The sequence below is a fragment of the Burkholderia sp. HMSC10F09 genome (genome assembly GCF_001806955.1).
GTDB lineage: Bacteria > Pseudomonadota > Gammaproteobacteria > Burkholderiales > Burkholderiaceae > Burkholderia > Burkholderia multivorans.
Genome location: NZ_KV786639.1, coordinates 1 through 25,088, shown reverse-complemented (window position 1 = coordinate 25,088; position 25,088 = coordinate 1). Strand labels below are relative to the sequence as shown.

23 protein-coding genes and 1 pseudogene are annotated in these 25,088 nt (G+C 65.0%); 2 read left to right on the top strand and 22 right to left on the bottom strand.

The genetic code is table 11. The features are described 5' to 3' along the window. Window positions 1-417 (bottom strand): annotated as a pseudogene (locus HMPREF3115_RS09900) (primosomal protein N'); the annotation flags it as partial. Between the two features lie 451 nt (window positions 418-868). Then, complete coding sequence (gene hemE, locus HMPREF3115_RS09895; protein ID WP_305367007.1) at window positions 869-1,963, bottom strand: uroporphyrinogen decarboxylase; 1,095 nt, start codon at window positions 1,961-1,963, stop codon at window positions 869-871. 149 nt (window positions 1,964-2,112) lie between these two features. On the opposite strand from hemE, the gene HMPREF3115_RS09890 reads away from it, so the two are divergent. Together HMPREF3115_RS09890 and HMPREF3115_RS09885 are read left to right on the top strand one after the other, a co-directional pair. Continuing rightward, window positions 2,113-2,889: a transporter substrate-binding domain-containing protein gene (locus tag HMPREF3115_RS09890; protein WP_012212477.1), complete on the top strand. Its 777-nt coding sequence runs from the start codon at window positions 2,113-2,115 to the stop codon at window positions 2,887-2,889. 4 nt (window positions 2,890-2,893) lie between these two features. Further along, window positions 2,894-3,169, top strand: a complete 276-nt coding sequence (locus tag HMPREF3115_RS09885; RefSeq protein ID WP_059938125.1) for a hypothetical protein — start codon at window positions 2,894-2,896, stop codon at window positions 3,167-3,169. A 413-nt stretch (window positions 3,170-3,582) separates the two neighbouring features. On the opposite strand, the gene HMPREF3115_RS09880 is transcribed toward HMPREF3115_RS09885, so the two are convergent. The 20 genes from HMPREF3115_RS09880 to HMPREF3115_RS09790 all read right to left on the bottom strand — a co-directional run bounded on the left by HMPREF3115_RS09880 (window position 3,583) and on the right by HMPREF3115_RS09790 (window position 24,667). After that, on the bottom strand, window positions 3,583-5,310 hold the full coding sequence (locus HMPREF3115_RS09880; RefSeq protein ID WP_006408100.1) for an AMP-binding protein: 1,728 nt from the start codon (window positions 5,308-5,310) through the stop codon (window positions 3,583-3,585). 240 nt (window positions 5,311-5,550) lie between these two features. Beyond that, a complete protein-coding gene (locus HMPREF3115_RS09875; RefSeq protein WP_006401461.1) occupies window positions 5,551-5,976 on the bottom strand; it encodes a F0F1 ATP synthase subunit epsilon in 426 nt (141 codons plus the stop codon). Window positions 5,977-6,220: 244 nt separating this feature from the next. Further along, the gene (atpD, locus tag HMPREF3115_RS09870; protein ID WP_006401462.1) at window positions 6,221-7,615 is read right to left on the bottom strand and encodes a F0F1 ATP synthase subunit beta; all 1,395 of its coding nucleotides are present in this window, start codon (window positions 7,613-7,615) and stop codon (window positions 6,221-6,223) included. Window positions 7,616-7,681: 66 nt separating this feature from the next. Continuing rightward, window positions 7,682-8,557, bottom strand: coding sequence for a F0F1 ATP synthase subunit gamma (gene atpG, locus HMPREF3115_RS09865; protein WP_006401463.1), 876 nt, complete (start codon window positions 8,555-8,557; stop codon window positions 7,682-7,684). Between the two features lie 119 nt (window positions 8,558-8,676). Further along, window positions 8,677-10,218 (bottom strand): F0F1 ATP synthase subunit alpha, encoded by a 1,542-nt coding sequence (gene atpA / locus HMPREF3115_RS09860; RefSeq protein ID WP_006401464.1) that lies wholly within the window; start codon window positions 10,216-10,218, stop codon window positions 8,677-8,679. 44 nt (window positions 10,219-10,262) lie between these two features. Continuing rightward, window positions 10,263-10,802: a F0F1 ATP synthase subunit delta gene (locus tag HMPREF3115_RS09855; protein WP_006401465.1), complete on the bottom strand. Its 540-nt coding sequence runs from the start codon at window positions 10,800-10,802 to the stop codon at window positions 10,263-10,265. Window positions 10,803-10,804: 2 nt separating this feature from the next. Continuing rightward, entirely contained in the window at window positions 10,805-11,275 is a 471-nt protein-coding gene (locus HMPREF3115_RS09850; RefSeq protein ID WP_006401466.1) for a F0F1 ATP synthase subunit B, read from the bottom strand. Between the two features lie 129 nt (window positions 11,276-11,404). Then, window positions 11,405-11,674 (bottom strand): F0F1 ATP synthase subunit C, encoded by a 270-nt coding sequence (gene atpE, locus HMPREF3115_RS09845; protein WP_004195828.1) that lies wholly within the window; start codon window positions 11,672-11,674, stop codon window positions 11,405-11,407. A gap of 76 nt (window positions 11,675-11,750) precedes the next feature. Beyond that, window positions 11,751-12,602 (bottom strand): F0F1 ATP synthase subunit A, encoded by an 852-nt coding sequence (gene atpB / locus HMPREF3115_RS09840; protein ID WP_006411132.1) that lies wholly within the window; start codon window positions 12,600-12,602, stop codon window positions 11,751-11,753. 110 nt (window positions 12,603-12,712) lie between these two features. After that, entirely contained in the window at window positions 12,713-13,237 is a 525-nt protein-coding gene (locus HMPREF3115_RS09835; RefSeq protein WP_070554288.1) for an ATP synthase subunit I, read from the bottom strand. 214 nt (window positions 13,238-13,451) lie between these two features. Further along, window positions 13,452-13,682 (bottom strand): hypothetical protein, encoded by a 231-nt coding sequence (locus HMPREF3115_RS28915; RefSeq protein ID WP_200053097.1) that lies wholly within the window; start codon window positions 13,680-13,682, stop codon window positions 13,452-13,454. Window positions 13,683-13,826: 144 nt separating this feature from the next. Then, the gene (locus HMPREF3115_RS09830; protein WP_070554286.1) at window positions 13,827-14,963 is read right to left on the bottom strand and encodes an SLC13 family permease; all 1,137 of its coding nucleotides are present in this window, start codon (window positions 14,961-14,963) and stop codon (window positions 13,827-13,829) included. A 7-nt stretch (window positions 14,964-14,970) separates the two neighbouring features. Then, complete coding sequence (locus HMPREF3115_RS09825) at window positions 14,971-15,864, bottom strand: ParB/RepB/Spo0J family partition protein (protein ID WP_006401471.1); 894 nt, start codon at window positions 15,862-15,864, stop codon at window positions 14,971-14,973. A gap of 30 nt (window positions 15,865-15,894) precedes the next feature. Then, window positions 15,895-16,674, bottom strand: coding sequence for a ParA family protein (locus HMPREF3115_RS09820; protein ID WP_006401472.1), 780 nt, complete (start codon window positions 16,672-16,674; stop codon window positions 15,895-15,897). Between the two features lie 52 nt (window positions 16,675-16,726). Next, window positions 16,727-17,413, bottom strand: a complete 687-nt coding sequence (rsmG, locus tag HMPREF3115_RS09815) for a 16S rRNA (guanine(527)-N(7))-methyltransferase RsmG (protein ID WP_070554283.1) — start codon at window positions 17,411-17,413, stop codon at window positions 16,727-16,729. Further along, on the bottom strand, window positions 17,410-19,380 hold the full coding sequence (gene mnmG, locus HMPREF3115_RS09810) for a tRNA uridine-5-carboxymethylaminomethyl(34) synthesis enzyme MnmG (RefSeq protein ID WP_070554281.1): 1,971 nt from the start codon (window positions 19,378-19,380) through the stop codon (window positions 17,410-17,412). The genes rsmG and mnmG overlap by 4 nt, the downstream gene beginning before the upstream one ends. Before the next feature lie 340 nt (window positions 19,381-19,720). Next, entirely contained in the window at window positions 19,721-20,476 is a 756-nt protein-coding gene (locus HMPREF3115_RS09805) for an ABC transporter ATP-binding protein (RefSeq protein ID WP_070554279.1), read from the bottom strand. Then, window positions 20,476-22,260: a branched-chain amino acid ABC transporter ATP-binding protein/permease gene (locus HMPREF3115_RS09800; protein WP_006411130.1), complete on the bottom strand. Its 1,785-nt coding sequence runs from the start codon at window positions 22,258-22,260 to the stop codon at window positions 20,476-20,478. The genes HMPREF3115_RS09805 and HMPREF3115_RS09800 overlap by 1 nt, the downstream gene beginning before the upstream one ends. Before the next feature lie 4 nt (window positions 22,261-22,264). Next, window positions 22,265-23,320: a branched-chain amino acid ABC transporter permease gene (locus HMPREF3115_RS09795; RefSeq protein ID WP_070554277.1), complete on the bottom strand. Its 1,056-nt coding sequence runs from the start codon at window positions 23,318-23,320 to the stop codon at window positions 22,265-22,267. Between the two features lie 189 nt (window positions 23,321-23,509). Further along, window positions 23,510-24,667, bottom strand: a complete 1,158-nt coding sequence (locus tag HMPREF3115_RS09790; RefSeq protein WP_070554275.1) for an ABC transporter substrate-binding protein — start codon at window positions 24,665-24,667, stop codon at window positions 23,510-23,512. Window positions 24,668-25,088: the final 421 nt, after the last annotated feature.

The following is a 25,088-nucleotide window of genomic DNA, read 5'->3' as shown; positions in this document are numbered from 1 at the left end:
GGCGCGCGCCGGCAATGCGTCGGGCAGTGCCGCTCGGCCGGCGTCGGTGAGCCGGTATCGCACTTCGGGCGCGAGCAGCCGCCCCCAGCGCTGCGCGTCGCGCAGCGCCTGCGGCAGCGCCGGCAGTGCGACTTCGCCGCGGCCGCGCTGATAGTAGTCGGCCGCGAACGACACGAGCGCGAGCCAGTCGGCCGACAGCGGCGGCAGCTCGGTGCAGACCGCGTCGATCGCCCGCAGCCGCGCCGGCGGCACGTCGGTGTGAGCCGTCACTTCGCAGACGAGGCCCACCGCGCGGCGTTTGCCGAACGGCACCTGCACGAGCGTGCCGGGGCCCGGCGGCGGGTCGACGTCGCATCGGTAATCGAACAGCGTCGCGAGCGGATGGTCGAGCGCGACGCGCAGATACGTGCCGCTCATCGCGGGGCTCCGGCGGCCGCTGCGGCGGTGGCACAGACGGTATAGGCGCACGTCCGCATCGCGTCGGCGAACTTAAAGTAAAACTTCAGATTCGGCGCTAAGTTTTGGATTCTCATTAGGAATCGCCGTATACCCTGCACGACCTGTGGATAACTTTGTTGAGAACTTGCGGTCCTTTACGCGCGCCGCGCGCCGTGTCGCGCTTGCCGCTGCTTCCGCCCGACCTTCGGCGGGCCCCGCGAAGCCTTATCCCACAAGGCTGCTATTCAAATTCCCGAATCATAGCGGGACGGATGGACCGACATCGGACTCTACCGCGGTGCAACGAGGAAAATGTGTATAAGTCAAGTCTTGACAAGCATCGAATCGGCAGCCGGTGCGGGGTTGCGCCCTGTTTAGCGCCGGCTGCGCAACGCCGTCACGCTGCACCGCAGCATGGCGGCGCTTGCGTTCAGCGCGCGGCTCCGCTACGGATCGTGCGGCTGTGGCGATGCACTTCGTCGACGAGTTCGGCGACGTGCTCGGGCGGCGTGAACTGCGAGATGCCGTGGCCGAGGTTGAACACGTGGCCCGGATGATTGCCGTAGCTGTCGAGCACCGCACGCGCCTGCTCGCGCACGACGGCCGGCGGCGCAAACAGGATCGTCGGATCGAGGTTGCCCTGCAGCGCGACGCGGCCGCCGACACGCTCGCGCGCGACGCCGACGTTGACCGTCCAGTCGAGCCCGACCGCGTCGACGCCCGTCGCCGCGATTTCCTCGAGCCATAGCCCGCCGCCCTTCGTAAACGTGATGACCGGCACGCGCCGGCCGTCATGCTCGCGCTTGAGCTGTGCGACCACGCGGCGAATGTAGTCGAGCGAGTAGCGCTGATACGCACCGTCGGCGAGCGCGCCGCCCCACGTGTCGAAAATCATCACCGCCTGCGCGCCCGCCTCGATCTGCGCGTTCAGATACGCGGACACCGCCTGCGCGTTCACGTCGAGAATCCGGTGCATCAGGTCGGGACGCGCATACGCCATCGACTTCACGGTGCGGAAATCGTCCGAGCCGCCGCCCTCGACCATGTAGCACGCGAGCGTCCACGGGCTGCCGGAGAAGCCGATCAGCGGCACGCGCTGGCGGCCCTGGCCATCGGTGAGCGCGCGCCGGATCTCGCGTACCGCATCGGTCACGTAGCCGAGCGTCGCGCCGATGTCGGGCACCGCGAGCTTCGCGACGTCGGCCTCGGTGCGCACCGGATGCGCGAACTTCGGCCCTTCGCCGACCTGGAAGTCGAGGCCGAGGCCCATGGCGTCGGGAATCGTCAGGATGTCGGAGAACAGGATCGCGGCGTCGAGCGGAAAGCGCTCGAGCGGCTGCAGCGTCACTTCGGTCGCGAAATCGGGATTCTTCGCGAGGCCGAGGAAGCTGCCGGCCCGCGCGCGCGTCGCGTTGTATTCCGGCAGATAGCGGCCCGCCTGGCGCATGAGCCAGATCGGCGTGTAGTCGGTCGGCTCGCGCAGAAGCGCACGCAGGAAGGTGTCGTTGAGCAGGGTATGGGCCACGGTGTGAGCGACGGTGCGTAGGCAAACCGGCATTTTACCGGACAGCCGCGCTCGGACTGCGCGTGCCCGCGCGATGGCGGCCATATGACGCGCACGATGGCTCCGTTATGATCGGACGCTCATATCGAACCGAACCCAGGAGGAGACAGATGAAGACACTCGCCACGATCGCCGCGGCTGCGATGCTGTGCTGCGCCGGCGCCGCGCAGGCGGAAGGCGCCGGCGCTTCCCGGCTCGACGACGTGCTCGCGCGCGGCACGCTGCGCGTCTGCACGACCGGCGACTACAAGCCGTATTCGTACTACCGCACGGACGGCCGCTTCGAGGGCATCGACATCGACATGGCCGAATCGCTCGCGAAATCGCTCGGCGTGAAGCCCGACTACGTGAAGACGAGCTGGTCGAACCTGACCGCCGACTTCGTCGCGAAATGCGACATTGCGGTCGGCGGCGTATCGACGACGCTCGAACGGCAGAAGCGCGCGTTCTTCACGCAGCCGTACGTCGTCGACGGCAAGACGCCGATCGTGCGCTGCGGCGACGTCGACAAATATCAGACGGTCGCGCAGATCGACCGGCCGGAAACGCGCGTGATCGTGAACCCCGGCGGCACGAACGAGCGTTTCGCGAAGCAGTATTTCACGCATGCGAACCTGACCGTCTATCCCGACAACGTGACGATCTTCAAGCAGATCCTCGCGGGCAAGGCCGACGTGATGGTGACCGACGCGTCCGAGACGCTGCTGCAGCAAAAGCTGAATCCGGGCCTCTGCTCGGTGCACCCGGACAAGCCGTTCCAGTTCGGCGAGAAGGCGTACATGGTGCCGCGCGGCGACGTCGTGTTCCAGCAGTACGTCGATCAGTGGCTGCACCTCGCGCTGTCGACGGGCGAATACCAGGCGATCTCCGATAAATGGCTCAAGTAACGGCATGATCGACGGCGATGCGCGTGCTTCGGTTCACGCGCTTCGCTTCGCGCGCCGGCCGCCGCACGCGCGTTCGAACTCACCTCGCCCATCGCCGCGCGTCGAACTGGCCGAACGGCCGACTGTTTTCGTCGACGATCACGTTTCAAAATCTTTCCAACGGATGAAGCGGCGATCGTCGTCGCTTGCACGCCGCGCATTTTCCGGCGTGCAAATCGACATTTCATCGAGCGTCATGCGCGTGAAAATCGCATTGCACGCACGCGATGAAAACGCATGAGAAAAGGTGGGTAAAAATGACCTTTTTCAGGATGCCGAAGACAGCAAAAAATCCCGGAAAGCCTTATCTGACGGGCGTTACAACCTGAAACACTTTGTTACCGCGATAGTCCATCAATTCGCCCACAATGGCCTCAACGGTTTCAACACGGATGCGGTCTCGTGTGCCAAGTGTGAGCGGACGCGAAGCGCTGCGAGCCAGTCGGTCACGTACCGAAGCCCTTCCGAGGGGCATCCTTGTTGGAGTCGTTTCCGGCCCCCCGCCGGATCCGGTTTCATCTTTGGTCTCCTCGCGCTAACCCCGTAGCGTGTGGTTTTTAGCGGGCTAATAAGCCCGCTTTTTTTCGTCCATCGAAAACGCAACGGCCGATAGCAGGCCGCCGCGTTTCCCGTCTCTCCCGTGCAGCCGAATCGTCAGGCGGTCTTCTGCACGTCGAGTTTCAGCTCGTCGATCATCCGTTCGCGCATCACGAACTTCTGCACCTTGCCCGTCACAGTCATCGGCAGTTCGTCGACGAAGCGGATATAGCGCGGAATCTTGTAGTGCGCGATTTGCCCTTGGCAAAACGCGCGCACGTCGTCCTCGGTCATCTGCTCGTCCGCGCGCAGCACGATCCACGCACACAGCTCCTCGCCGTACTTCGGATCGGGCACGCCGAACACCTGCGCGCTCTGAATCTTCGGATGCCGGAACAGGAATTCCTCGATCTCGCGCGGATACACGTTCTCGCCGCCGCGAATCACCATGTCCTTCAGGCGGCCGACGATGTTGCAGTAGCCTTCCGCGTCGAGCGTCGCGAGATCGCCCGTGTGCATCCAGCCGTCGATCAGCACTTCGCGCGTCTTCGCGTCGTCGTCCCAGTAGCCGAGCATCACCGAGTAGCCTTTCGTGCAGAGCTCGCCCGTCACGCCGACCGGCACGATCTCGCCGCTCGGATCGACGATCTTCACCTCGAGATGCGGCTGCACGCGTCCGACGGTCGTCGTGCGTTTCTCGAGCGGATCGTCGGTCGAGCTCTGGAACGATACGGGGCTCGTTTCCGTCATCCCGTATGCGATCGTGATCTCCGACAAGTGCATTTGAGACACCACGCGCTTCATCGTCTCGATCGGACACGGCGAGCCGGCCATGATGCCGGTGCGCAACGTCGAGAGGTCGAACTTCGCGAACTCGGGATGATCGAGTTCCGCGATGAACATCGTCGGCACGCCGTGCAACGCGGTACAGCGCTCTTCGGCGACGGCCGCGAGCGTCGCGACGGGGTCGAACGCCTCGCCGGGAAACACCATCGCCGCGCCGGTCGACACGCACGCGAGCACCGCGAGCACCATCCCGAAGCAGTGATACAGCGGCACCGGAATGCAGAGCGCGTCCTGCTCGGTAAAGCGCATCGCCATCGCGATGAAGCGCGCGTTGTTCACGACGTTGCGGTGCGTGAGCGTCGCGCCCTTCGGGCTGCCGGTCGTGCCGCTCGTGAACTGGATGTTGATCGGATCGCTCGGTGCGAGCGTCGCACCGAGCGCGTCGAGTGCGGCCGAATCGACGCTGGCGCGCCCGCGCGCGATCACGTCGGCAAAGCGGAACATGCCGGGCGGCGCGACGTCGCCCATCGATACCACCGTGCGCAAGCTCGGCACGCGTGCCGCGCGCAGTTCGCCGGGCGCCGCGTTCGCCAGCTCGGGCGCAATCGTCTGCAGCATCTCGACGTATGCCGACGACTTGAAGCGTTCGGCCGCGATCACGGCCTTGCAGCCGACCTTGTTCAGTGCGTATTCGAGTTCCGCGAGCCGGTATGCGGGATTGATGTTCACGAGAATCGCGCCGATGCGCGCAGTCGCGAACTGCGTGAGCAGCCACTCGCTGCGGTTCGGCGACCAGATGCCGACGCGGTCGCCCTTTTCGATGCCGAGCGCCGCAAGGCCGGCGGCGAGCACGTCGATTTCGGCCGCGAATTCGCGCCAGGTCCAGCGCACCTGCTGCTCGCGGAACACGACCGCGGGCCGCTCGGGAAAGCGCTCGGCCGTGTCGCGCAGGAAGCGGCCGATCGTCGCTTCCGACAGCGGCACGTCGATCGCGCCGCGCACGTACGACAGTCCGTTCTCGGGCGCAATCAGCGCCCGTACGCCAAGGTCTGCTGCCATGAGTGTCTCCGTCCGTTTTTGTCTGAGCGGCGCGGGCCGGCCGGCTGCGCGGGCGGGCGCACCGCGGCGAGCCGCATCGCGGATGATGCCGCGCTCCGCTGACGACACTCTGACATCAAATCGCGGCGTCGGGATGAAATAGCACGACCGGACGCAACGATGCGCGCGTGCGGATCGAAACTGCAGGCGAAAAAAAAGCAGCCCGAAGGCTGCTCTCTTTTCGCGCGATACGCGGCCGGCTCAGTGCCGGCTGCGGATCTTCGCGAGACGCTGGATCGCCTCGAGCTGCGCCATCGCGGTCGCGAGCTCGGACTGCGCCTTCGCGAGGTCGAGGTCCGACTTCGCGTTCTGCAGCGTTTCCTCGGCACGCTTGCGCGCTTCCTCGGCCTTCGCCGCGTCGAGGTCCTTGCCGCGGATCGCGGTATCGGCGAGCACCGTCACGGCGCCCGGCTGCACTTCGAGAATGCCGCCGGCGACGAACACGAATTCGTCGCTGCCGCCCTCGACTTCGATGCGCACCGCACCCGGACGAATCCGCGTGATCAGCGGCGTGTGGCCCGGCAGAATACCCAGCTCACCCGTTTCGCCCGGCAGCGCGACGAATTTCGCCTCGCCCGAGAAGATCTGCTCTTCCGCGCTGACGACGTCTACTTTGATGGTTGCCATATCGACTCCTGTCGATCGGTGCGAGCGCTTCGGCGCGACGTCCGACCGATGCCGCGGCGGGCCTGCGTTCGCGCTTGCGCGGATCGCGGCCCGTCGGCCATCGACCGGAACGGGCACTTCGGCCTCGCTCCAATCTCATGCACGGCGGGTTGAGCGTGTTGCGATCGGCGCGGTCGGCCGCGGCGATAAATCAGCGATGACTTATGCGCGGCCGCATGCGCCGGCGTGCGACTCACTCGAACCCTTACTGGATCTTCTTGGCCTTCTCGAAGGCTTCGTCGATCGTGCCGACCATGTAGAACGCCTGTTCCGGCAGGTGGTCGCACTCGCCGTCGACGATCATCTTGAAGCCGCGGATCGTTTCCTTCAGCGGCACGTACTTGCCCGGCGAGCCCGTGAACACTTCAGCGACGTGGAACGGCTGCGACAGGAAACGCTGGATCTTACGCGCACGGGCGACCGACAGCTTGTCTTCCGGCGACAGTTCGTCCATGCCCAGAATCGCGATGATGTCGCGCAGTTCCTTGTAGCGCTGCAGCGTCTGCTGAACGCGGCGCGTGATCGAGTAGTGCTCTTCACCGATCACGTTCGGGTCGATCTGGCGCGACGTCGAGTCGAGCGGGTCGACCGCCGGGTAGATACCCAGCGACGCGATGTCACGCGACAGCACGACGGTTGCGTCAAGGTGGCCGAAGGTGGTTGCCGGCGACGGGTCGGTCAAGTCGTCCGCAGGGACGTACACGGCCTGAACCGACGTAATCGAGCCCTTCTTGGTCGACGTGATGCGTTCCTGCAGCTTGCCCATTTCTTCAGCCAGCGTCGGCTGATAGCCCACTGCCGACGGCATACGGCCGAGCAGTGCCGACACTTCGGTACCGGCCAGCGTGAAACGGTAGATGTTGTCGACGAAGAACAGCACGTCGAGGCCTTCGTCACGGAAGAACTCGGCCATCGTCAGGCCGGTCAGCGCGACGCGCAGACGGTTGCCCGGCGGCTCGTTCATCTGGCCGTACACCAGCGCGACCTTGTCGAGAACGTTCGAGTCCTTCATTTCGTGGTAGAAGTCGTTCCCTTCACGGGTACGCTCGCCCACGCCCGCGAACACGGAGTAGCCGCCGTGCTCCTTCGCGATGTTGTTGATGAGCTCCATCATGTTGACGGTCTTGCCCACGCCTGCACCGCCGAACAGACCGACCTTGCCGCCCTTTGCGAACGGGCAGATCAGGTCGATGACCTTGATGCCCGTTTCGAGCAGTTCGGTCGACGGCGACAGTTCGTCGAACGCCGGCGCCTTCTGGTGGATCGAACGCTTCGTTTCGCTTTCGATCGGGCCCGCTTCGTCGATCGGACGGCCGAGCACGTCCATGATGCGGCCGAGGGTCGGCTTGCCGACCGGCACCGAAATCGGGTTGCCCGTGTTCTTCACGGTCAGACCGCGGCGCAGGCCGTCGGATGCACCCAGACAGATGGTACGGACCACGCCGTCGCCCAGCTGCTGCTGGACTTCGAGCGTCAGTTCCGAGCCATCGAGAATGAGCGCGTCGTAGATCTTCGGCATGCTGTCGCGCGGGAATTCCACGTCGATAACGGCGCCGATGCACTGTACGATCTTGCCTTCTACCAAAGCAGCAGTACTCATCGCTTTTCCTTTAAATACCTGATTCTTTACTCGCGCAAAGGCGCAGTTGTCGTCCCGGGCGCGCGCTTAAACAGCGGCTGCGCCGCCGACGATCTCCGACAGTTCCTTCGTGATCGCGGCCTGACGGCTCTTGTTGTAGACGAGCTGCAGTTCGCTGATCACCGTCTTCGCATTGTCGGACGCGGCCTTCATCGCGACCATCCGCGCCGATTGCTCGGACGCCATGTTCTCCGCGACGGCCTGGTACACCAGCGCCTCGACGTAACGCACGAGCAGTTCGTCGACGACTGCCTGCGCGTCCGGCTCGTAGATGTAGTCCCACGACGTGGCCGGCGTACCGTCGTCGGCCTCGAAGTGCTCCGACGACAGCGGCAGCAGCTGCTCGATCACGGCTTCCTGCTTCATCGTGTTGATGAAGCGCGTGTAAGCGAGATAGACCGCCGACAGCTTGCCTTCCGAGTACAGATCGAGCTGCGTCTTGACCGCACCGATCAGCTTGTCGAGATGCGGGGTGTCGCCGAGATGCACGACCTGCGACAGCACCTTCGCGCCGAAGCGGTTCAGGAAGCCGAGACCCTTGCCGCCGATCGCGGTGGCTTCGACCTTCTGGCCTTTCTCTTCGAGCTCCTTGAACTTCTGCACCGACGCACGCAGCACGTTCGTGTTCAGACCGCCGCACAGACCCTTGTCCGTCGTGACGAGGATGATGCCGGCCGTCTTCGCGCCTTCGTTCGCCACCATGAACGGGTGGCGGTACTCCGGGTTCGCGCGGCTCATGTGCGCGGCGATGGCACGGACCTTGTCCGCGTACGGACGAGCGGCGCGCATGCGTTCCTGCGCGCGGCGCATCTTCGATGCGGCCACCATCTCCATCGCCTTCGTGATCTTGCGCGTGTTCTGCACGCTCTTGATCTTGCCGCGAATTTCCTTCATTCCAGCCATAGCTTGCTCCTTTGCGCCCCGAGTTGGCGCTTCAGCGCTTTACTCGGGGCTCATGCACCGCTCACCGAAACGGCGCGGGCGCCTCGGCTCCCGCGCGGCCTCGGTGTGTCACTCACGGATCAATAGGCACCCGACTTCTTGAAGGATTCGATCGCCGCGCGCAGCGCGCCTTCGTCGTCCTTCGAGAGATCCTTGGTGTCTTCGATGCGCTTGATGAGGTCAGCGTGGCTGGTCTTCAGGAATTCGCGCAGGCCCTTCTCGAACGGCAGCACCTGCTTTACGTCGAGATCGTCGAGGTAGCCGTTGTTCGCGGAGAACAGCGACACGGCGAGTTCCCACACCTGCAGCGGCTGGTACTGCGGCTGCTTCAGCAGTTCCGTCACGCGGCGGCCGCGCTCGAGCTGCTTGCGGGTCGCTTCGTCGAGGTCCGATGCGAACTGCGCGAATGCGGCCAGTTCACGGTACTGCGCGAGGTCGGTACGGATACCGCCCGACAGCTTCTTCACGACCTTCGTCTGCGCGGCGCCACCGACGCGCGACACCGACACGCCGGCGTTGATTGCCGGGCGGATGCCTGCGTTGAACAGGTCGGTTTCCAGGAAGATCTGGCCGTCGGTAATCGAAATCACGTTCGTCGGAACGAACGCCGTCACGTCGCCTGCCTGCGTTTCGATGACCGGCAGTGCCGTCAGCGAACCGCTCTTGCCCTTCACTTCGCCGTTCGTGAACTTCTCGACGTACTCTTCCGAGACGCGCGCCGCACGCTCGAGCAGACGCGAGTGCAGATAGAACACGTCGCCCGGGTACGCTTCACGGCCCGGCGGACGGCGCAGCAGCAGCGAGATCTGACGGTATGCCCAAGCCTGCTTGGTCAAGTCGTCGTAAATGATCAGCGCGTCCTGGCCGCGATCGCGGAAGTATTCGCCCATCGTGCAGCCCGCGTACGGTGCGAGGTACTGCATCGCGGCAGAATCCGATGCCGAAGCGGCGACGACGATGGTGTACGCCATCGCGCCCGTTTCTTCGAGCTTGCGCACCACGTTCATGATCGACGAAGCCTTCTGGCCGATCGCGACGTAGATACAGATCAGGTCCTTGCCCTTCTGGTTGATGATCGCGTCGAGCGCCACCGCGGTCTTGCCGGTCTGGCGGTCGCCGATGATCAGCTCGCGCTGGCCGCGGCCGATCGGCACCATCGCGTCGATCGACTTGATACCCGTCTGCACCGGCTGCGACACCGACTTACGCCAGATCACGCCCGGGGCGATCTTTTCGATCGCGTCGGTCAGCTTCGCGTTGACCGGACCCTTGCCGTCGATCGGGTTGCCGAGCGCGTCGACCACGCGGCCGATGAGTTCCGGACCGACCGGGACTTCGAGAATGCGGCCCGTCGTCTTGACGACGTCGCCTTCCGAGATGTGTTCGTATTCGCCGAGAATCACCGCGCCGACCGAGTCGCGCTCGAGGTTCAGCGCGAGGCCGAACGTGTTGCCCGGAAACTCGAGCATTTCGCCCTGCATCACGTCCGACAGGCCGTGGATGCGCACGATACCGTCGGTCACGGAGATCACGGTGCCCTGGTTGCGAACGTCTGCGCTCGCTTCAAGGCCCTGGATCCGGCTCTTGATCAGCTCGCTGATCTCAGAGGGATTGAGTTGCATTATTCGCTCCTGATAGTCAATTCTGTTGCGTGCCGGCGTGGCGCTCAGGCGGTCAAGGCAGCCTGCATCGATGCGAGGCGCGCGCGAACCGAGGTGTCGAGCACTTCGTCGCCGACCGTCACGCGCACGCCGCCGATCAGCGACGAATCGACTTCGACCGTCGGCTTCAGCTTGCGCTTGAACTTGCGTTCGAGGCTCGCGACGAGACTGTCGAGATCCGCGCCGTCCAGCGGGAACGCGCTCACGATCTCGGCGTCCGCTGCGCCTTCACGTTCGTTCTTGAGCGCCTCGAACTGCTCGGCGATTTCCGGCAGCAGCGCGATGCGATGATTGTCGACCAGCATCTGCACGAAGTTCTTCGCTTCGGCGCCGGCCGCGAGCGGCGACTTCAGCGCGGCAAGCAGCAGCTCGGCCACCTGCGCACGCGTCACCTTCGGGCTCGACGCGACCGACAGCACTTCCGGCAGACGCGCAACCTGGGCCAGCTCTTGCACGAGCGTGGACCAGGCGGCGATGTCACCGCCCTCGGCCACGCGGAACAGCGCTTCTGCGTAAGGGCGGGCGATGGTTGCAAGTTCGGCCATGATCAGAGCTCGGCTTTCAGTTGATTCAGCAGTTGGGCGTGGGCCGTTTGATCGACTTCGCGCTTCAGGATCTGCTCGGCGCCCTTCACGGCCAGCGCAGCGACTTCGCCGCGCAGCGCTTCGCGCGCCTTCACGATTTGCTGTTCTGCTTCCGCTTTCGCCTGCGCGACGATGCGGGCGGCTTCAGCCTGGGCGTTGGCCTTGATTTCCTCGGCGACCGCCTGGGCACGCTTTTCGGCGTCGGCGATGCGCTGCTGGCCGTCGTTGCGGGCCTGCGCGAGTTCCTGGTCCACGCGCTTGTGCGCTGCTTCGAGTTCCGCCTTGCCCTTTTCCGCGGCGGCGAGGCCGTCGGCGATCTTCTTCGAACGTTCGTCGAGGGCGTTGATCAACGGCGGCCACACGAACTTCATCGTGAACCACGCGAGGACCAGGAACACGACCATTTGCGCAAACAGAGTTGCGTTGAGATTCACGGTGTTTCCTTATCTGCTATTCCGGAAAAATGAAACGGTAAGGCGCTCATCGAGTTGCATTCGATCAGCGCCCCAAGTCTCCGTTCCGCCCTGCGCCGGCTCACGCCGGGCGCATATTTCCGAGGAACCTTAGCCTGCGAGCTTCGACAGGAGCGGGTTCGCGAACGCGAACAGCATTGCGACACCCACGCCGATCAGGAATGCCGCGTCGATCAGGCCGGCCAGCAGGAACATCTTCGTTTGCAGCGGGTTGATGAGTTCCGGCTGACGTGCGCACGCTTCGATGTACTTGCCGCCCATCAGCGCGATACCGATACAGGCGCCGATTGCACCCAGGCCGATGATGATGCCGATACCGATGGCGGTCAGACCCTGGATGTTGGCGATGAAAGCTTGCATGATCACTCCTTTGTGAAAAGACTTGGAACTAGAGATTTAAGAAAATAAAACGAAGACTCTTTTTTGCACGCCGTGCTTAATGCTTGTCGTGCGCCTGGCCGAGATACACCAGCGTCAGCATCATGAAAATGAATGCCTGCAACAGAACAATCAGGATGTGGAAGATTGCCCAGACGCTGCCCGCGATCACATGACCAACGAAGCCGAGGAACGTTGCGTCGCCACCGAAGCTCCACATGCTGCCGAGCAGGGCGATCAACAGGAACAACAGCTCACCCGCGTACATGTTGCCGAACAACCGCATGCCGAGCGAGACGGTCTTCGCGACGTATTCGACGACGTTGAGCGCGAGGTTCGGGATCCACAGCAGCGGGTGCGCGCCGAACGGCGCCGACAGCAGCTCATGCGCAAAACCGCCCGGGCCCTTGATCTTGATGCTGTAGTAGATCATCAGGACGAACACGCCGAGCGCGATGCCGAGCGTGCCGTTGAGGTCGGCCGTCGGAACGATGCGATGGTGGGAGATCACGTTCGACAGACCCAGCCAGCCGATCACGCGGCCCGGCAGGTCCACCGGAAGGAAGTCGAGCGAGTTCATCAGCGCGACCCACACGAACACGGTGAGCGCGAGCGGCGCGATGAACGTACGGTTGCCGTGAACGATGGCCTTCGATTGGTCTTCGACCATCTCGACGAGCATCTCGATCGCGCACTGGAAGCGGCCCGGTACGCCCGGCGTCGCCTTGCGGGCGGCCAGACGCAGCAGGACGATCGTCACGATGCCGCACACGATCGACCAGAACAGCGTGTCGAGATTCCAGACGTGGATGTCGAAAATCGACGTCTGATGCGAGGTGGAAAAATTCTGCAAGTGGTGCGCAATGTACTCGGACGGATCCGGACTGCGCGTGCCTTCGCTAGCTGCCATATCGTTAATGCCACCCAAATTGTCGAAAATCGTTTTGCCTGTTCCGCAACACGCTATTGCGGGAACGGGCCCGTGCGATTTCGTGTCGAAAACCGCACGCTGCTCGTTTCTTACCGCCAGGCCAGCGCGATCCAGTACGTCTTCAGCACGACGAGGTAGGTGACGAGGAGCGCCGGCCAGTGCACGCCGGCATAGCCGTACGCCACTGCGGCGAACATGCCGATCGTCACGCCGAGCTTCAGCGCTTCGCCGGCCACCCAGCTCATCACGGTGGCCGAGCCACCTGCCTTCAGTCGTGCCACGAACAACGCGCTTGGCACCCAGCCGATCGCCCCGCCCAGAAACGCGGATTGCGCAGCGGCGCCCGGCGACTTTGAAAACAGCCACCACGCCAGCGTTGCAACCAGGGACAGTGCCACCTGCGCGATCACCACTTTGTACGGGGTCACGCGCGACGGCTTGCTCACGTTCGGGCCGAAGAGCTTCTCGGCCTCCGCCCGTGTGAGCGGAACGATGTTGTTATCTTGCTGCTCGACATCCCAGTCGTCGTCGGATTCGCGCCGCTCGCCGGCCGCTGAAGCGGTGCGTTGCGCGCAGTGATCATCGTGCCTATCGTTCGGCGCCTGACCCGCCATCGCAGTCTTCCGCAAAATCCTGAAACCGGCCCCAAGCTTTCCGAAAGCTTTCAGGGGTGCCGAGCTAACAAATCCGGGCGATTGTAAGCGATAGTTGCAACTGATTCAAGGCTTTAGACGCGACAAAAACCGGCGTGAAACGACGCGTCATGATGCGAGAAAACGCGCGATTCCGGGACGTACGATGACAGTTGTAAGGTCAACTTTTGCATCGTCATCGGTCGAAGAAAATGTGTGGTAATGCGATCGTCGCGGCGATCCGCACAGGCGTGCGGCGGGAGACGTCGATGGTCGAACGGCCGGCGTTTGTCGCCGTCGCGATGCGGTGGAAAGCGTGGCACACGATCGAACGGGTGAAGCGTGCGTCGCCGGACGCGAAAATTTGCCGTGAAGCTGCATTGCGGACTGCTCGGCCGGATTCGCGAATTCGAAGATCCGCGCGCATCGGTTGCAGTCGCACCACAGCCGATTCACTGTGCCCGCCCCACCCCGCCGTGTCCGCCCGCATCCTTCGCGCGCCGCGCGCGCCGGCACAGCGCAAGCTGTGCATCGTCACCGCGAGACCAGCCGATATCCTGTGCAGCGATCGTCAGAGATGCGCGAGCAGCCATGCGCCGAGCACGGCGCTCACGAGCGCGAACGGAATCGACACGAGATGGAACGGCAGCCACATGCGCGGCTCCTTCGCGAGACGAACCGCGATCAGATTCGCGAGCGAGCCGATCGCGAATCCGAAGCCGCCGACCGATACGCCGAACGCGAGCGCACGCCAGTCGTGCGTGAACTCCGACAGCAGGATCGCGGCCGGCACGTTGCTGATGCCTTGCGACAGGATCGCGCCCGCCGCGAACACGTGCAGCGGCGAATCGAGCCGCGCGTGCGCGATCGCGTCGTGTATCCACGGCAGCGCCGCGGCCGTGCGCAGCACGACGAACATCAGCACGAAAATCAGCAGCAGCAGCCAGTCGATCTTCAGGACTGCCTTGCGTTGAACGGCGAGCAGCACGATCGTCACCGCGATCAGCGCCGGCAGCGGATGATGCGCGTCGGCCAGCAGCACGAATGCGGCGAACAGCACGGCCGCGACCAGCGCGTGCGTGCGGTGCACGTCGACGCCCGCGACGTCGCCGGACAAATCGAGCGGTTTCGCGCGAAACGCGCATGCAGTCAGCGCGAGCAGCAGCACCATCAGCGCGACGGCGAGCGGCCCGAGCGTCACGACGAAGCGGCCGAACGACACGCCGCTCAACTGCCACAGAAAAAGATTCTGCGGATTGCCGAGCGGCGTCGCGATCGATCCCGCATTGACGGCCAGCGCGACCACGATCACGAGGCGCCGGAACGGCAGCGGCGTCAGTTCGCGCAACGACACCATCAGCGGCACGACGACGAACAGCGCGACGTCGTTCGTCAGCCACATCGAGAGCACGGCCGCGAACACCACGAGCAGCATCGCGAGCCCGCGCTCGGAACGCACGTGATGCACGATCCGGTGCGCGAGCCACATCAGGCAGCCCGACAGTTCCAGCGCCTTCGTCAGCATCAGCAGGCCCGCGAGCGTCGCGACCGTCTGCCAGTCGACGCGCTCGGCCAGAACGCGAATCGGTTGCGGACGCAACCATTCCAGCACGATCAGGCCGAGCGCCAGCACGGACAGCACGGGCTCCTGTGCAAGCCAGCCGAGCCACCGGCGCGACGCCGGCGCGCCCGTGTCGTTAATCGACATGCTCGCGTTATTCCTCGGCCGCGACGTTGCCGCGCAGGCGCACGAGAATGCCTTCGAGTGCATCGAGGTTGCCGAAGTCGATCGTCACCTGCCCTCGCCCGCGACGGCCCAGCTTGATCTTCACCGTCGACGCCAGCAGATCCGACAACTCCTCTTCGAGACGACGCGTATCGCGGCCGCCGTCGTCCTTCGCGCGCGCCTTTACGGCAGGCGCTTCCTTCGTCGTCTGTGCGACGAGCTTCTCGGTCTCGCGCACCGACATCCGCTTGTTGACGACCTGATGCGCGAGCGTGATCTGCGTCGCCGCATCGACCGCGAGCAGCGCACGCGCGTGGCCCATGTCCAGATCGCCCGCGAGCAACATCGTCTGCACGGGCGCCGCGAGGTTCAGCAGACGCAGCAGGTTCGACACCGCGCTGCGCGAACGGCCCACCGACTCGGCCGCCTGCTCGTGCGTGAAACCGAACTCGTCGAGCAGCCGCTGAATGCCGTGCGCCTCTTCAAGCGGATTCAGATCCTCGCGCTGGATGTTCTCGATCAGCGCCATCGCCGCCGCAGCTTGATCGGACACCTCCTTCACGAGCACCGGCACTTCCTCGAGGCCCGCGAGACGCGCGGCGCGGAAACGTCGCTCGCCCGCGATGATCTCGTATTTGTCTGACGAAATGGGGCGTACCAGGATCGGCTGCATCACGCCCTGGGCGCGAATGCTGGCCGCGAGCTCCTGCAGGCTGCCTTCGTCCATCCGCGTGCGCGGCTGGTATTTGCCGGCCTGCAGCTTGCCGAGCGCGAGCGTGTTCGGCGCCCCTTCGATCTTCACCGCTTCGGTGATGTCGGCGCTGCCGCCGAGCAGCGCTTCGAGGCCACGTCCCAAGCCCTTCTTCTTCGGTACGGCGTTCATGTCTTTCTTCCTCGCTTCGCTCATGTCCGGTTACGATGCCTCGAACGCGCGCACGCGCTCGATCATCTCTGCACCGAACTGGAGATAGGCCTGCGCACCGCGCGAGCTGCGGTCGAACACGACGCCCGGCAGCCCATAGCTCGGCGCTTCCGCGAGGCGCACGTTACGCGGAATCACCGCGTCGAACACCTTGTCGCCGAAGTGCGCTTTCAGTTGATCGGAGACCTGCTGCTGCAGCGTGATGCGCGGATCGAACATCACACGCAGCAAGCCGATGATCTTCAGGTCGCGATTCATGTTCGCGTGCACCTGCTTGATCGTGTTGACGAGATCCGAGAGCCCTTCGAGCGCGAAGTACTCGCACTGCATCGGGATCACGACGCCGTGCGCTGCGCACAGGCCGTTCAGCGTCAGCAACGACAGCGTCGGCGGACAGTCGATCAGCACGAAGTCGTAATCGTCCTCGACGCGCTCGAGCGCCGCCTTCAGCTGGCGCTCGCGGTTCTCGATACCGATCAGCTCGATCTCCGCACCGGACAGCTCGCGGTTCGCCGGCAGCACGTCGTACGTGACGGCTTCGGGGCGGATGCGCGCGTCGGCCACCGACACGCCGTCGACCAGCACTTCGTACACCGTCGCTTCGCATGCGGCCTTGTCGATCCCGCTGCCCATCGTCGCGTTGCCCTGCGGGTCGAGATCGATCAGCAGGACTCGTTGCTCCTGCGCTGCAAGGCTTGCGGCGAGATTGACCGATGTCGTCGTCTTGCCGACGCCCCCCTTCTGGTTCGCAACGCAGAAGATCTTTGCCATCGTTGGTGTGTTCCTCTTACCTTCAAACATTCGGCGCGCCGTTCGCGCGCCGTCAAATCGCCTCGTCGACGGCCACCTCGATCAGATGCCGTTCGGCATCGAGCATCGGAACCGCCAGACGCATCGTCTGCTTCACGCGGCTGCCTTCGGGCAGCCGCGCAATCTCGTCGTCCGGATGCACGCCCTTCATCGCCCAGATCGAACCGCCCGGCGCAACGAGATGCCGAGCAAGTTTAACGAAGTCGGACAGGTCCGCGAAGGCGCGCGACACGATGATGTCGAATTTTTCCGGCACCTCGACGCCGGGCCGCAGCGATTCGACGCGCCCCGTGACCACCGACAAATTCGTGAGCCTCAGTTCCGCACGCGTTTGCGTCTGGAACGCGGACTTCTTCTGCACGATGTCGTTCAGCGTTACCTGCCAGTCCGGCTCGACGATCGCGAGCACGATGCCCGGCAAGCCGCCGCCCGAGCCGACGTCGAGCGCGCGTGCCGACGCGCGGCCGTGCAGATGCGGCACGATCGACAGCGAATCGAGGATGTGCTGGATCAGCATCTGCTGCGGATCGCGAATCGCGGTCAGGTTGTAGACCGCGTTCCACTTGCCCAGCAGCGCGACGTAGTCGAGCAGCCGGTTGCGTTGCGTATCGGATAGCGCGACGTCGAGCGACGCCGCGCCGTCGACGAGCATCCGTTCAAGTACGTCCCGATTAACCGCCGGCGCGCGACGCGCCGTCATTGTTGCGTCGGGACGGCGCCGTCCCCCTGCTCGGCAGCCGATGCGGCCGCGCCGTTACGGCGGCCCAGCCCGCGCCGCTTCAAGTGCACCATCAGCAGCGAAATGGCCGCCGGCGTGACGCCGGAGATGCGCGATGCCTGCCCGATCGTTTCAGGCCGGAACTGATTGAGCTTCTGGCTGACCTCGAACGACAAGCCGCGCACTTCGCGATAGTCGATCCCGTCCGGCAGACGCGTGTTCTCGTTCGCGTCGTTGCGCTCGATCTCGGTCGCCTGGCGTTCGATATAGCCCTGATACTTGATGCCGATCTCTACCTGCTCCTTGATCTGCGCGAGCAGGACCGGATCGTCGGCCAGCGGCTCCGCCGGCCCGCACTCGCCGCCCTTCAGCCCGCAGACACCGTCGTAGTCGACGCCCGGACGCCGCAGCAGCTCCGCCAGGCTGTATTCGTGGTCGATCGGCTTGCCGAGCAATGCGGTCGCCTCTTCCGGCGGCAGCGTCTTCGGCGTCACCCAGGTCGTTTTCAGTCGCTCGGTTTCACGTGAAACAGCGTCGCGCTTCCGGCAGAAGGCGTCCCAGCGCACGTCGTCGACGAGGCCCAGCTCGCGGCCGATCTCGGTCAGACGCATGTCCGCGTTGTCTTCGCGAAGGCTCAGGCGGTATTCGGCACGGCTCGTGAACATCCGGTACGGCTCGGCGACGCCGCGCGTGACGAGATCGTCGACCAGCACGCCCAGATACGCCTGATCGCGACGCGGGCACCATGCGTCCTTTTCCTGCACGTAGCGGCCCGCGTTGACGCCTGCGAGCAGGCCCTGCGCAGCCGCCTCTTCGTAGCCTGTCGTCCCGTTGATCTGGCCCGCAAAGAACAATCCGTTGATCGCCTTCGTCTCCAGCGACGCCTTCAGCGCGCGCGGATCGAAGTAGTCATACTCGATCGCATAGCCGGGCCGCAGGATATGCGCCTGTTCGAGGCCGCGCATCGAATGCACGAGCTCGAGCTGCACGTCGAACGGCAGGCTCGTCGAAATCCCGTTCGGGTAGAACTCGTTGGTCGTCAGCCCTTCCGGCTCGAGGAAGATCTGGTGCGATTCCTTCGACGCGAATCGATGAATCTTGTCCTCGATCGATGGGCAGTAGCGCGGCCCCACGCCTTCGATCACGCCCGTGTACATCGGCGAACGGTCGAGGCCGCCGCGAATGATGTCGTGCGTGCGCTCGTTCGTGTGCGTGACCCAGCACGGCAGCTGCTGCGGATGCTGCTCGGCACGGCCGAGGAACGAGAACACCGGAATCGGATCGAGATCGCCCGGCTGCTCTTCGAGCTTCGAGAAATCGATCGTGCGGCCGTCGATACGCGGCGGCGTTCCGGTCTTCAGCCGCCCTTGCGGCAGCTTCAGCTCCTTCAAGCGCGCAGACAGCGACACGGCGGCCGGGTCGCCCGCGCGACCGGCCGTATAGTTGTTCAGGCCGACGTGGATCTTGCCGTCCAGGAATGTACCGGCCGTCAGCACGACCGCGCGCGCGCGGAACCGGATGCCGATTTGCGTGACAGCGCCGACCACGCGATCGCCCTCGACCATCAGGTCGTCGACCGCCTGCTGGAACAGCCACAGATTGGGCTGATTCTCGAGGCGGCGACGGATCGCCGCCTTGTACAGGATGCGGTCCGCCTGGGCGCGTGTCGCGCGTACGGCCGGGCCTTTCGACGAATTGAGGATCCGGAACTGGATCCCCGCTTCGTCGGTGGCGGCCGCCATCGCGCCGCCCAGCGCATCGACTTCCTTGACCAGATGGCCCTTGCCGATGCCGCCGATCGACGGATTGCAGCTCATCTGCCCGAGCGTTTCGATGTTGTGGGTCAGCAGCAGCGTCTTCGCGCCCATTCGGGCGGACGCCAACGCGGCTTCCGTGCCGGCATGACCGCCGCCGACGACGATGACGTCAAATTCTGTGGGATAAAGCATGGTGGATTCCGTACGCAGAACCGCGCACGAACCTATCTGAGAAATGTATGGGGCGAATTATAGCGGGTTCGCTTTTCGCCCGAAGGCCGTCCGAATGGTAGGGTCCGTACGTTTCAACGATTTTTTCGTCGATGCGCCTGGAAAACCGTGTCGCTGCGGCGGATCACGGCAGCCCGGCGAGCCGCTCGCTGCTTCACAGCGTCCGCGCTCGATCGCCCTGAAGTTGTCCCCAACCCGATCCTGCTTTTGTGCCTGCCCTTCCCCACGTCGCCCGACCGCAAACAAAAACGGCGTGTTTCACGTGAAACACGCCGTTCGTTTCCCGCTGCCAGCGGTTCGATCAGGCCGTCTTCCTTGCGAGCCCCAGGTACGTTTCGATCACGCGCGGATTCTGTGCAAGTTCGGACGCCGGCCCTTCAAGCGAAAATTCGCCGGTTTCCAGCACGTAGCCGTAATCCGAAATCTGCAGCGCCGCACGCGCGTTCTGCTCGATCAGCAGCGTCGCGACGCCTGTGCCGCGCAACGCGCTGATGATATGAAAGATCTCCTTCACGATCAGCGGCGCAAGCCCGAGGCTCGGCTCGTCGAGCATCAGCAGGTCCGGCTTGCCCATCAGCGCGCGCCCGACCGCGAGCATCTGCCGCTCGCCGCCCGACAGCGTACCGGCCGCCTGCCTGCGCCGCTCCTTCAATCGCGGAAACAGCGCGAACACCGGGTCGAGCTGGTCGAGAAAGTTCGCGTCGCCGGCCTGCTTGCGGCGATAGGCGCCGAGCACGAGGTTGTCTTCCACCGTCATCGTGCCGAACAGCTCGCGCTTCTCCGGCACGAGGCACATCCCGCGCGCGACACGCTGCTCGACCGGCAGCGCGCCGACGTCCCCGCCGCGATAGAGGACCGCACCGGACGCATGGCCGGTCACCGGTAGCGCGCCCATGATCGCGTTCAGCAGCGTCGATTTTCCGGCGCCGTTCGGGCCGATCACGCTGACGATCTGGCCCGCCCCGACCTTGATCGCCGCGCCGTGCAGCGCCTCCACCTTGCCGTACCGGACCGCCAGCCCGCGCACTTCGAGAATCGGCATCGTCGTGTCCGTCATCACTCCACCCCGCCCAGATACGCTTCAAGTACCGCCGGATCCTGCTGCACGTCCTGCGGCAGCCCTTCGGCGATGCGCGTGCCGAATTCCATGACGACGAGCCGGTCGGTCAGGTTCATCACGAAGTCCATGTCGTGTTCGACGAGCAACACGCTCATGCCTTCGGCCTTCAGCCGGCGCAGCAACTCGGCGAGCTGCTGCTTTTCCCGGTAACGCAGGCCGGCCGCCGGCTCGTCGAGCAGCAGCAGCGTCGGGTCGCAGCACAGCGCGCGCGCGATTTCGAGAATTCGCTGTTGACCAAGCGCGAGGCTCCCCGCTTCTTCGTACATATGCTGTTCGAGGCCCACACGGCGGATCTGCCGCGCAGCCTCGGCGAGCAGCTGCGCTTCCTCGTGCGCATTGAGCCGCGCAATGCTGCGCCATACGCCCGTATGCCCGCGCAGATGGGCGCCGATCGCGACGTTCTCGAGCACCGTCATTCCGGGCAGCAGTTTCACGTGCTGGAACGTGCGGCCGATCCCGCGCTGCACGATCTGTCGCGACGTGAGTCCGTCGATCCGTTCGCCGCGGAACGTGATCGTGCCGCCGGTCGGCTGCAGCACGCCGGTCACGAGGTTGAACGTCGTCGACTTGCCGGCGCCGTTCGGGCCGATCAGCCCAACGATCTGCCCCGCTTTCACGTCGAAGCTGACGTCGTTGACGGCCACGAGCCCACCGAATTGCTTGCGTGCGTTGTCGACGACGAGCAGCGGCTCGCCGGCCACCGGTTTCGCGCGCTGCGGCAGCGGATCGGCGTGCTCGGGCACGTGCGCACGCGGCCCGCGCGGGAACAGTCGGGCGACGAACGGCCACACGCCCTGCCGCGCATACTGCAGCAGCAGCACCATCAGTACGCCGAACACGATGATTTCGAAGTTGCCTTCGGAACCGAGCAGCTTCGGCAGCAGCGTCTGCAGGTAGTCCTGCAGCACGGTGAGGATCGCCGCGCCGAGCACGGCGCCCCAGACATGCGACACGCCGCCGACGACCGCCATGAACAGGAATTCGATGCCGTGGTTCAGCCCGAACGGCGTCGGGTTCACGGCCCGCTGCAGATGCGCGTACAGAAAGCCGGACACCGCGGCGAGCACCGCCGCGTAGACGAAGATCACGACGCGCATCCACGCCGTGTTCACGCCCATCGCCTCGGCCATCACGCCGCCGCCGCGCAGCGCGCGAATCGCGCGCCCTGGCCGGCTGTTCAGCAGGTTCTGCACCGATACGATTGCCGCGAGCACGACTGCCCAGATCAGGAAATACAGGCTGCGGCCGCTGTCGAGTTCGAGCCCGAACAGGCTCAGCGCCGGAATGCCGTTGATCCCGTCGTATTTGCCGAGCACCTCGAGATTGCCGAACAGATAGAACAGCGCGAGGCCCCACGCGATCGTGCCGAGCGGCAGGAAGTGTCCCGAGAGCCGCATCGTGACGGCGCCGAGCACGAGCGCGACGAGCGCCGTCAGCGCGACGCCGACGATCAGCGCAAGCCACGGCGACACGCCGTAGCGCGTGGTCAGGAATGCGGTCGCATAGGCGCCGACGCCGACGAACGCGGCCTGCCCGAAGCTCGTCATGCCGCCGACGCCCGTCAGCAGCACGAGCCCGATCGCGACGATCGCATAGAGCCCGATGTAGTTGAGCAGCGTGATCCAGTATTCGGGCACGTGCAGCGCGCCGGGCAGCACCGGCAACGCGAACAGCACGACGAGAAACGCCCAGAACGTCTTGTTGCGCAGCATCGTCTTCATCGCGTCACTCCTCTTCCTCTTCCGCATGCGGCGTCGCGAAGCTGCGCCACAGCAGCACCGGAATGATCAGCGTGAACACGATCACCTCCTTGTACGAACTCGCCCAGAACGACGAATACGATTCGAGCACACCGACCAGCAGCGAGCCGGCCGCCGCGAGCGGATAGCTGACGAGCCCGCCGATGATCGCGCCGACGAAGCCCTTCAGGCCGATCAGGAAGCCGGAGTCGTAGTAGATGGTCGTCAGCGGGCCGACGAGAATGCCGGACAGCACGCCGAGTCCGGCCGCGAACGTGAACGCGAGCCACCCCGCCTCCGTCGTGCCGATGCCGACGAGGCGCGCGCCGAGCCGGTTCACCGACGTCGCGCGCAACGCCTTGCCGGCGATCGTGCGGCCGAAGTACACGTACAGCGCCGCGATCAACACGAGCGCCGTGACGATCACGACGATGCTCTGCGCCGACACCGTCATGCTGCCGATCGACAGCGCCGCATCGGAGAACGCGTTCGTGCGCGAACCTTCGGCGCCGAACATCACGAGGCCGAGGCCGACCATCGCGAAGTGCACGGCGACCGACACGATCAGCAGCAGCAGCGTCGTGCCCTCGGCGATCGGCTGGTACACGAGCCGGTACACGAACGGCCCCATCGGCACGACGATCGCGAGCGTCAGCGCGATCTGCGCGAGCATCGGCAGCGGCTGGGCGGCAAAGCTGCGCGTCACGGCGAATACCGCGAGCGGCAGCAGCACGTAGCGGCTGCCGAGCGTCGCGAGCGTGCGGCCGAGCGGACGACGCCGCTCGCGATGCCGGATCAGCCCGCCCACTTCGAGCAGGAAGCAGGCGATGCCCATGACAAACAGCAGCCAGCAGGTCGCGGGGAATTTCTGCGCCTGCAGCGCGGCGAGCGTCAACGCGCCGTATGCGACGAACTCGCCCTGGGGAATGAAGATCACGCGCGTGACGGAAAACACCAGCACGAGCGCCAGCGACAGCAACGCGTAAATGGCGCCGGTCGTGATGCCGTCTTGCGCGAGGATCGCCGCAATCGAAAGATCCATACGTATCGTGTATCGAGAATGCTGCGGAGAAACGGCGACGGGGACGGCGCGCGCGTACGCGGCGACACGGCCTCACGTATCGTGGCGCCGCCCCGAAGGATTCGTGCGACGACGCGCGACGCACCCGCTCGCGCGCGACGACGGCATGCGCGGCCTGCTCGGCACGCGCACGCCGATTTCACGTGACACTTACTCGGCCTGCAACTTCCACTTGCCGTCGACGATCTGCACCATCACGCGTGCGCGCGAATCGAAGCCGTTGTGATCGGTCGGCGTCATGTTGATCACGCCGTGCGACACCGGCAGATCCTTCACGCTTTCCAGCGACGCGCGCAGCGCCTCGCGGAAGGCCTCGGTGCCCGGCTGCCCCTTCTTCAGCGCTTCCGGAATCGCGCGCTGCAGCAGCAGCCCCGCGTCCCACGCGTGGCCGCCGAAGGTCGACAGCGAACCGGCGCCGTACGCCTTCTCGTAGGCGGCCTTGTACGCGAGCGCGGGCTTCTTCACCGGGTTCGAATCGGGCAGCTGATCGGTCACGAGCACCGGACCGGCCGGCAGGAGCTCGCCGTCGCAATCCTTGCCGCATACGCGCAGGAAGTCGTTGTTCGCGACGCCGTGCGTCTGATACACCTTGCCCTTGTAGCCGCGCTCCTTCAGCGTCTTCGCCGGCAGCGCCGCCGGCGTGCCGGAGCCGGCGATCAGCACCGCGTCCGGGTTCGAGCCGACCAGCTTCAGCACCTGCCCCATCACCGACGCGTCGGTGCGGTTGTAGCGCTCGTTCGACACGATCTTGATGCCGTTCTTCTGGGCGGCCGCGCTGAACGTGTTGTACCAGCTGTCGCCGTACGCGTCGGCGAAGCCGATGAAGCCGACCGTCTTCACGCCGTGCTTGGCCATGTAGCCGGCGATCGCATCGGCCATCAGCTGGTCGTTCTGCGGCACCTTGAACATCCACGCGCGCTTCGCGTCCATCGGCGAGATGATCTGCGCGCTCGCGGCGAGCGAAATGGTCGGCGTCTTCGCCTGCGACACGGGGTCGAGCATGGCGAGCGAGTTCGGCGTGACCGACGAACCGATGATCGCGTCGACATGATCCTCGTCGATCAGCTTGCGCGCGTTCTGCACGGCGCGGCTCGTGTCGGATGCGTCGTCGAGCACGATGTACTGCACGCTCTTGCCGGCGATCTCCTTCGGCAGCAGCGCGATCGTGTTCTTTTCCGGAATCCCGAGCGACGCGGCCGGCCCCGTCGCCGACAGCGTCACGCCGATCTTCACCTGCGCCGACGCCGTCGCGGCCGCGCATGCGAGGCCCGCGGCAAGCAAAGCCTCCATCCATCGATTCATCTTCATTTTCGTTGTCTCCAAACGCTGCTCGAAAAATCCGCGGGCCGCTCGGGCGACTCCCGGCCTCAAACAAGTTAATAATTTAACTATCTCGCATTGCGGTGCCTACACTCGTTTTCCCGCGAAAAACCGTGTGCACCGCGAGCCCGGCAACATCGCGCGGATCGGCCTGAAAACGACGCACGACGCCCGTTACCGTGCGCGAGCGCAATGTCGTCAGGATGAAGCAGCGCGAAATATGGGAAAAGGATCGGTGCGAATGCAACGACGGACCAACTGTCCGGAACAGGAAAACGACGGCTCACGCTCATGCGGGACGGCACCCCGAGAAAGCGCCACGCGATGCCGGGCCGGACCGCGCGAGTTCGGCGCCTGCCGACGCGCGCGACGCCGTGCGGCCCAGGCGCGGCCACGTGCGCGGCTCGGC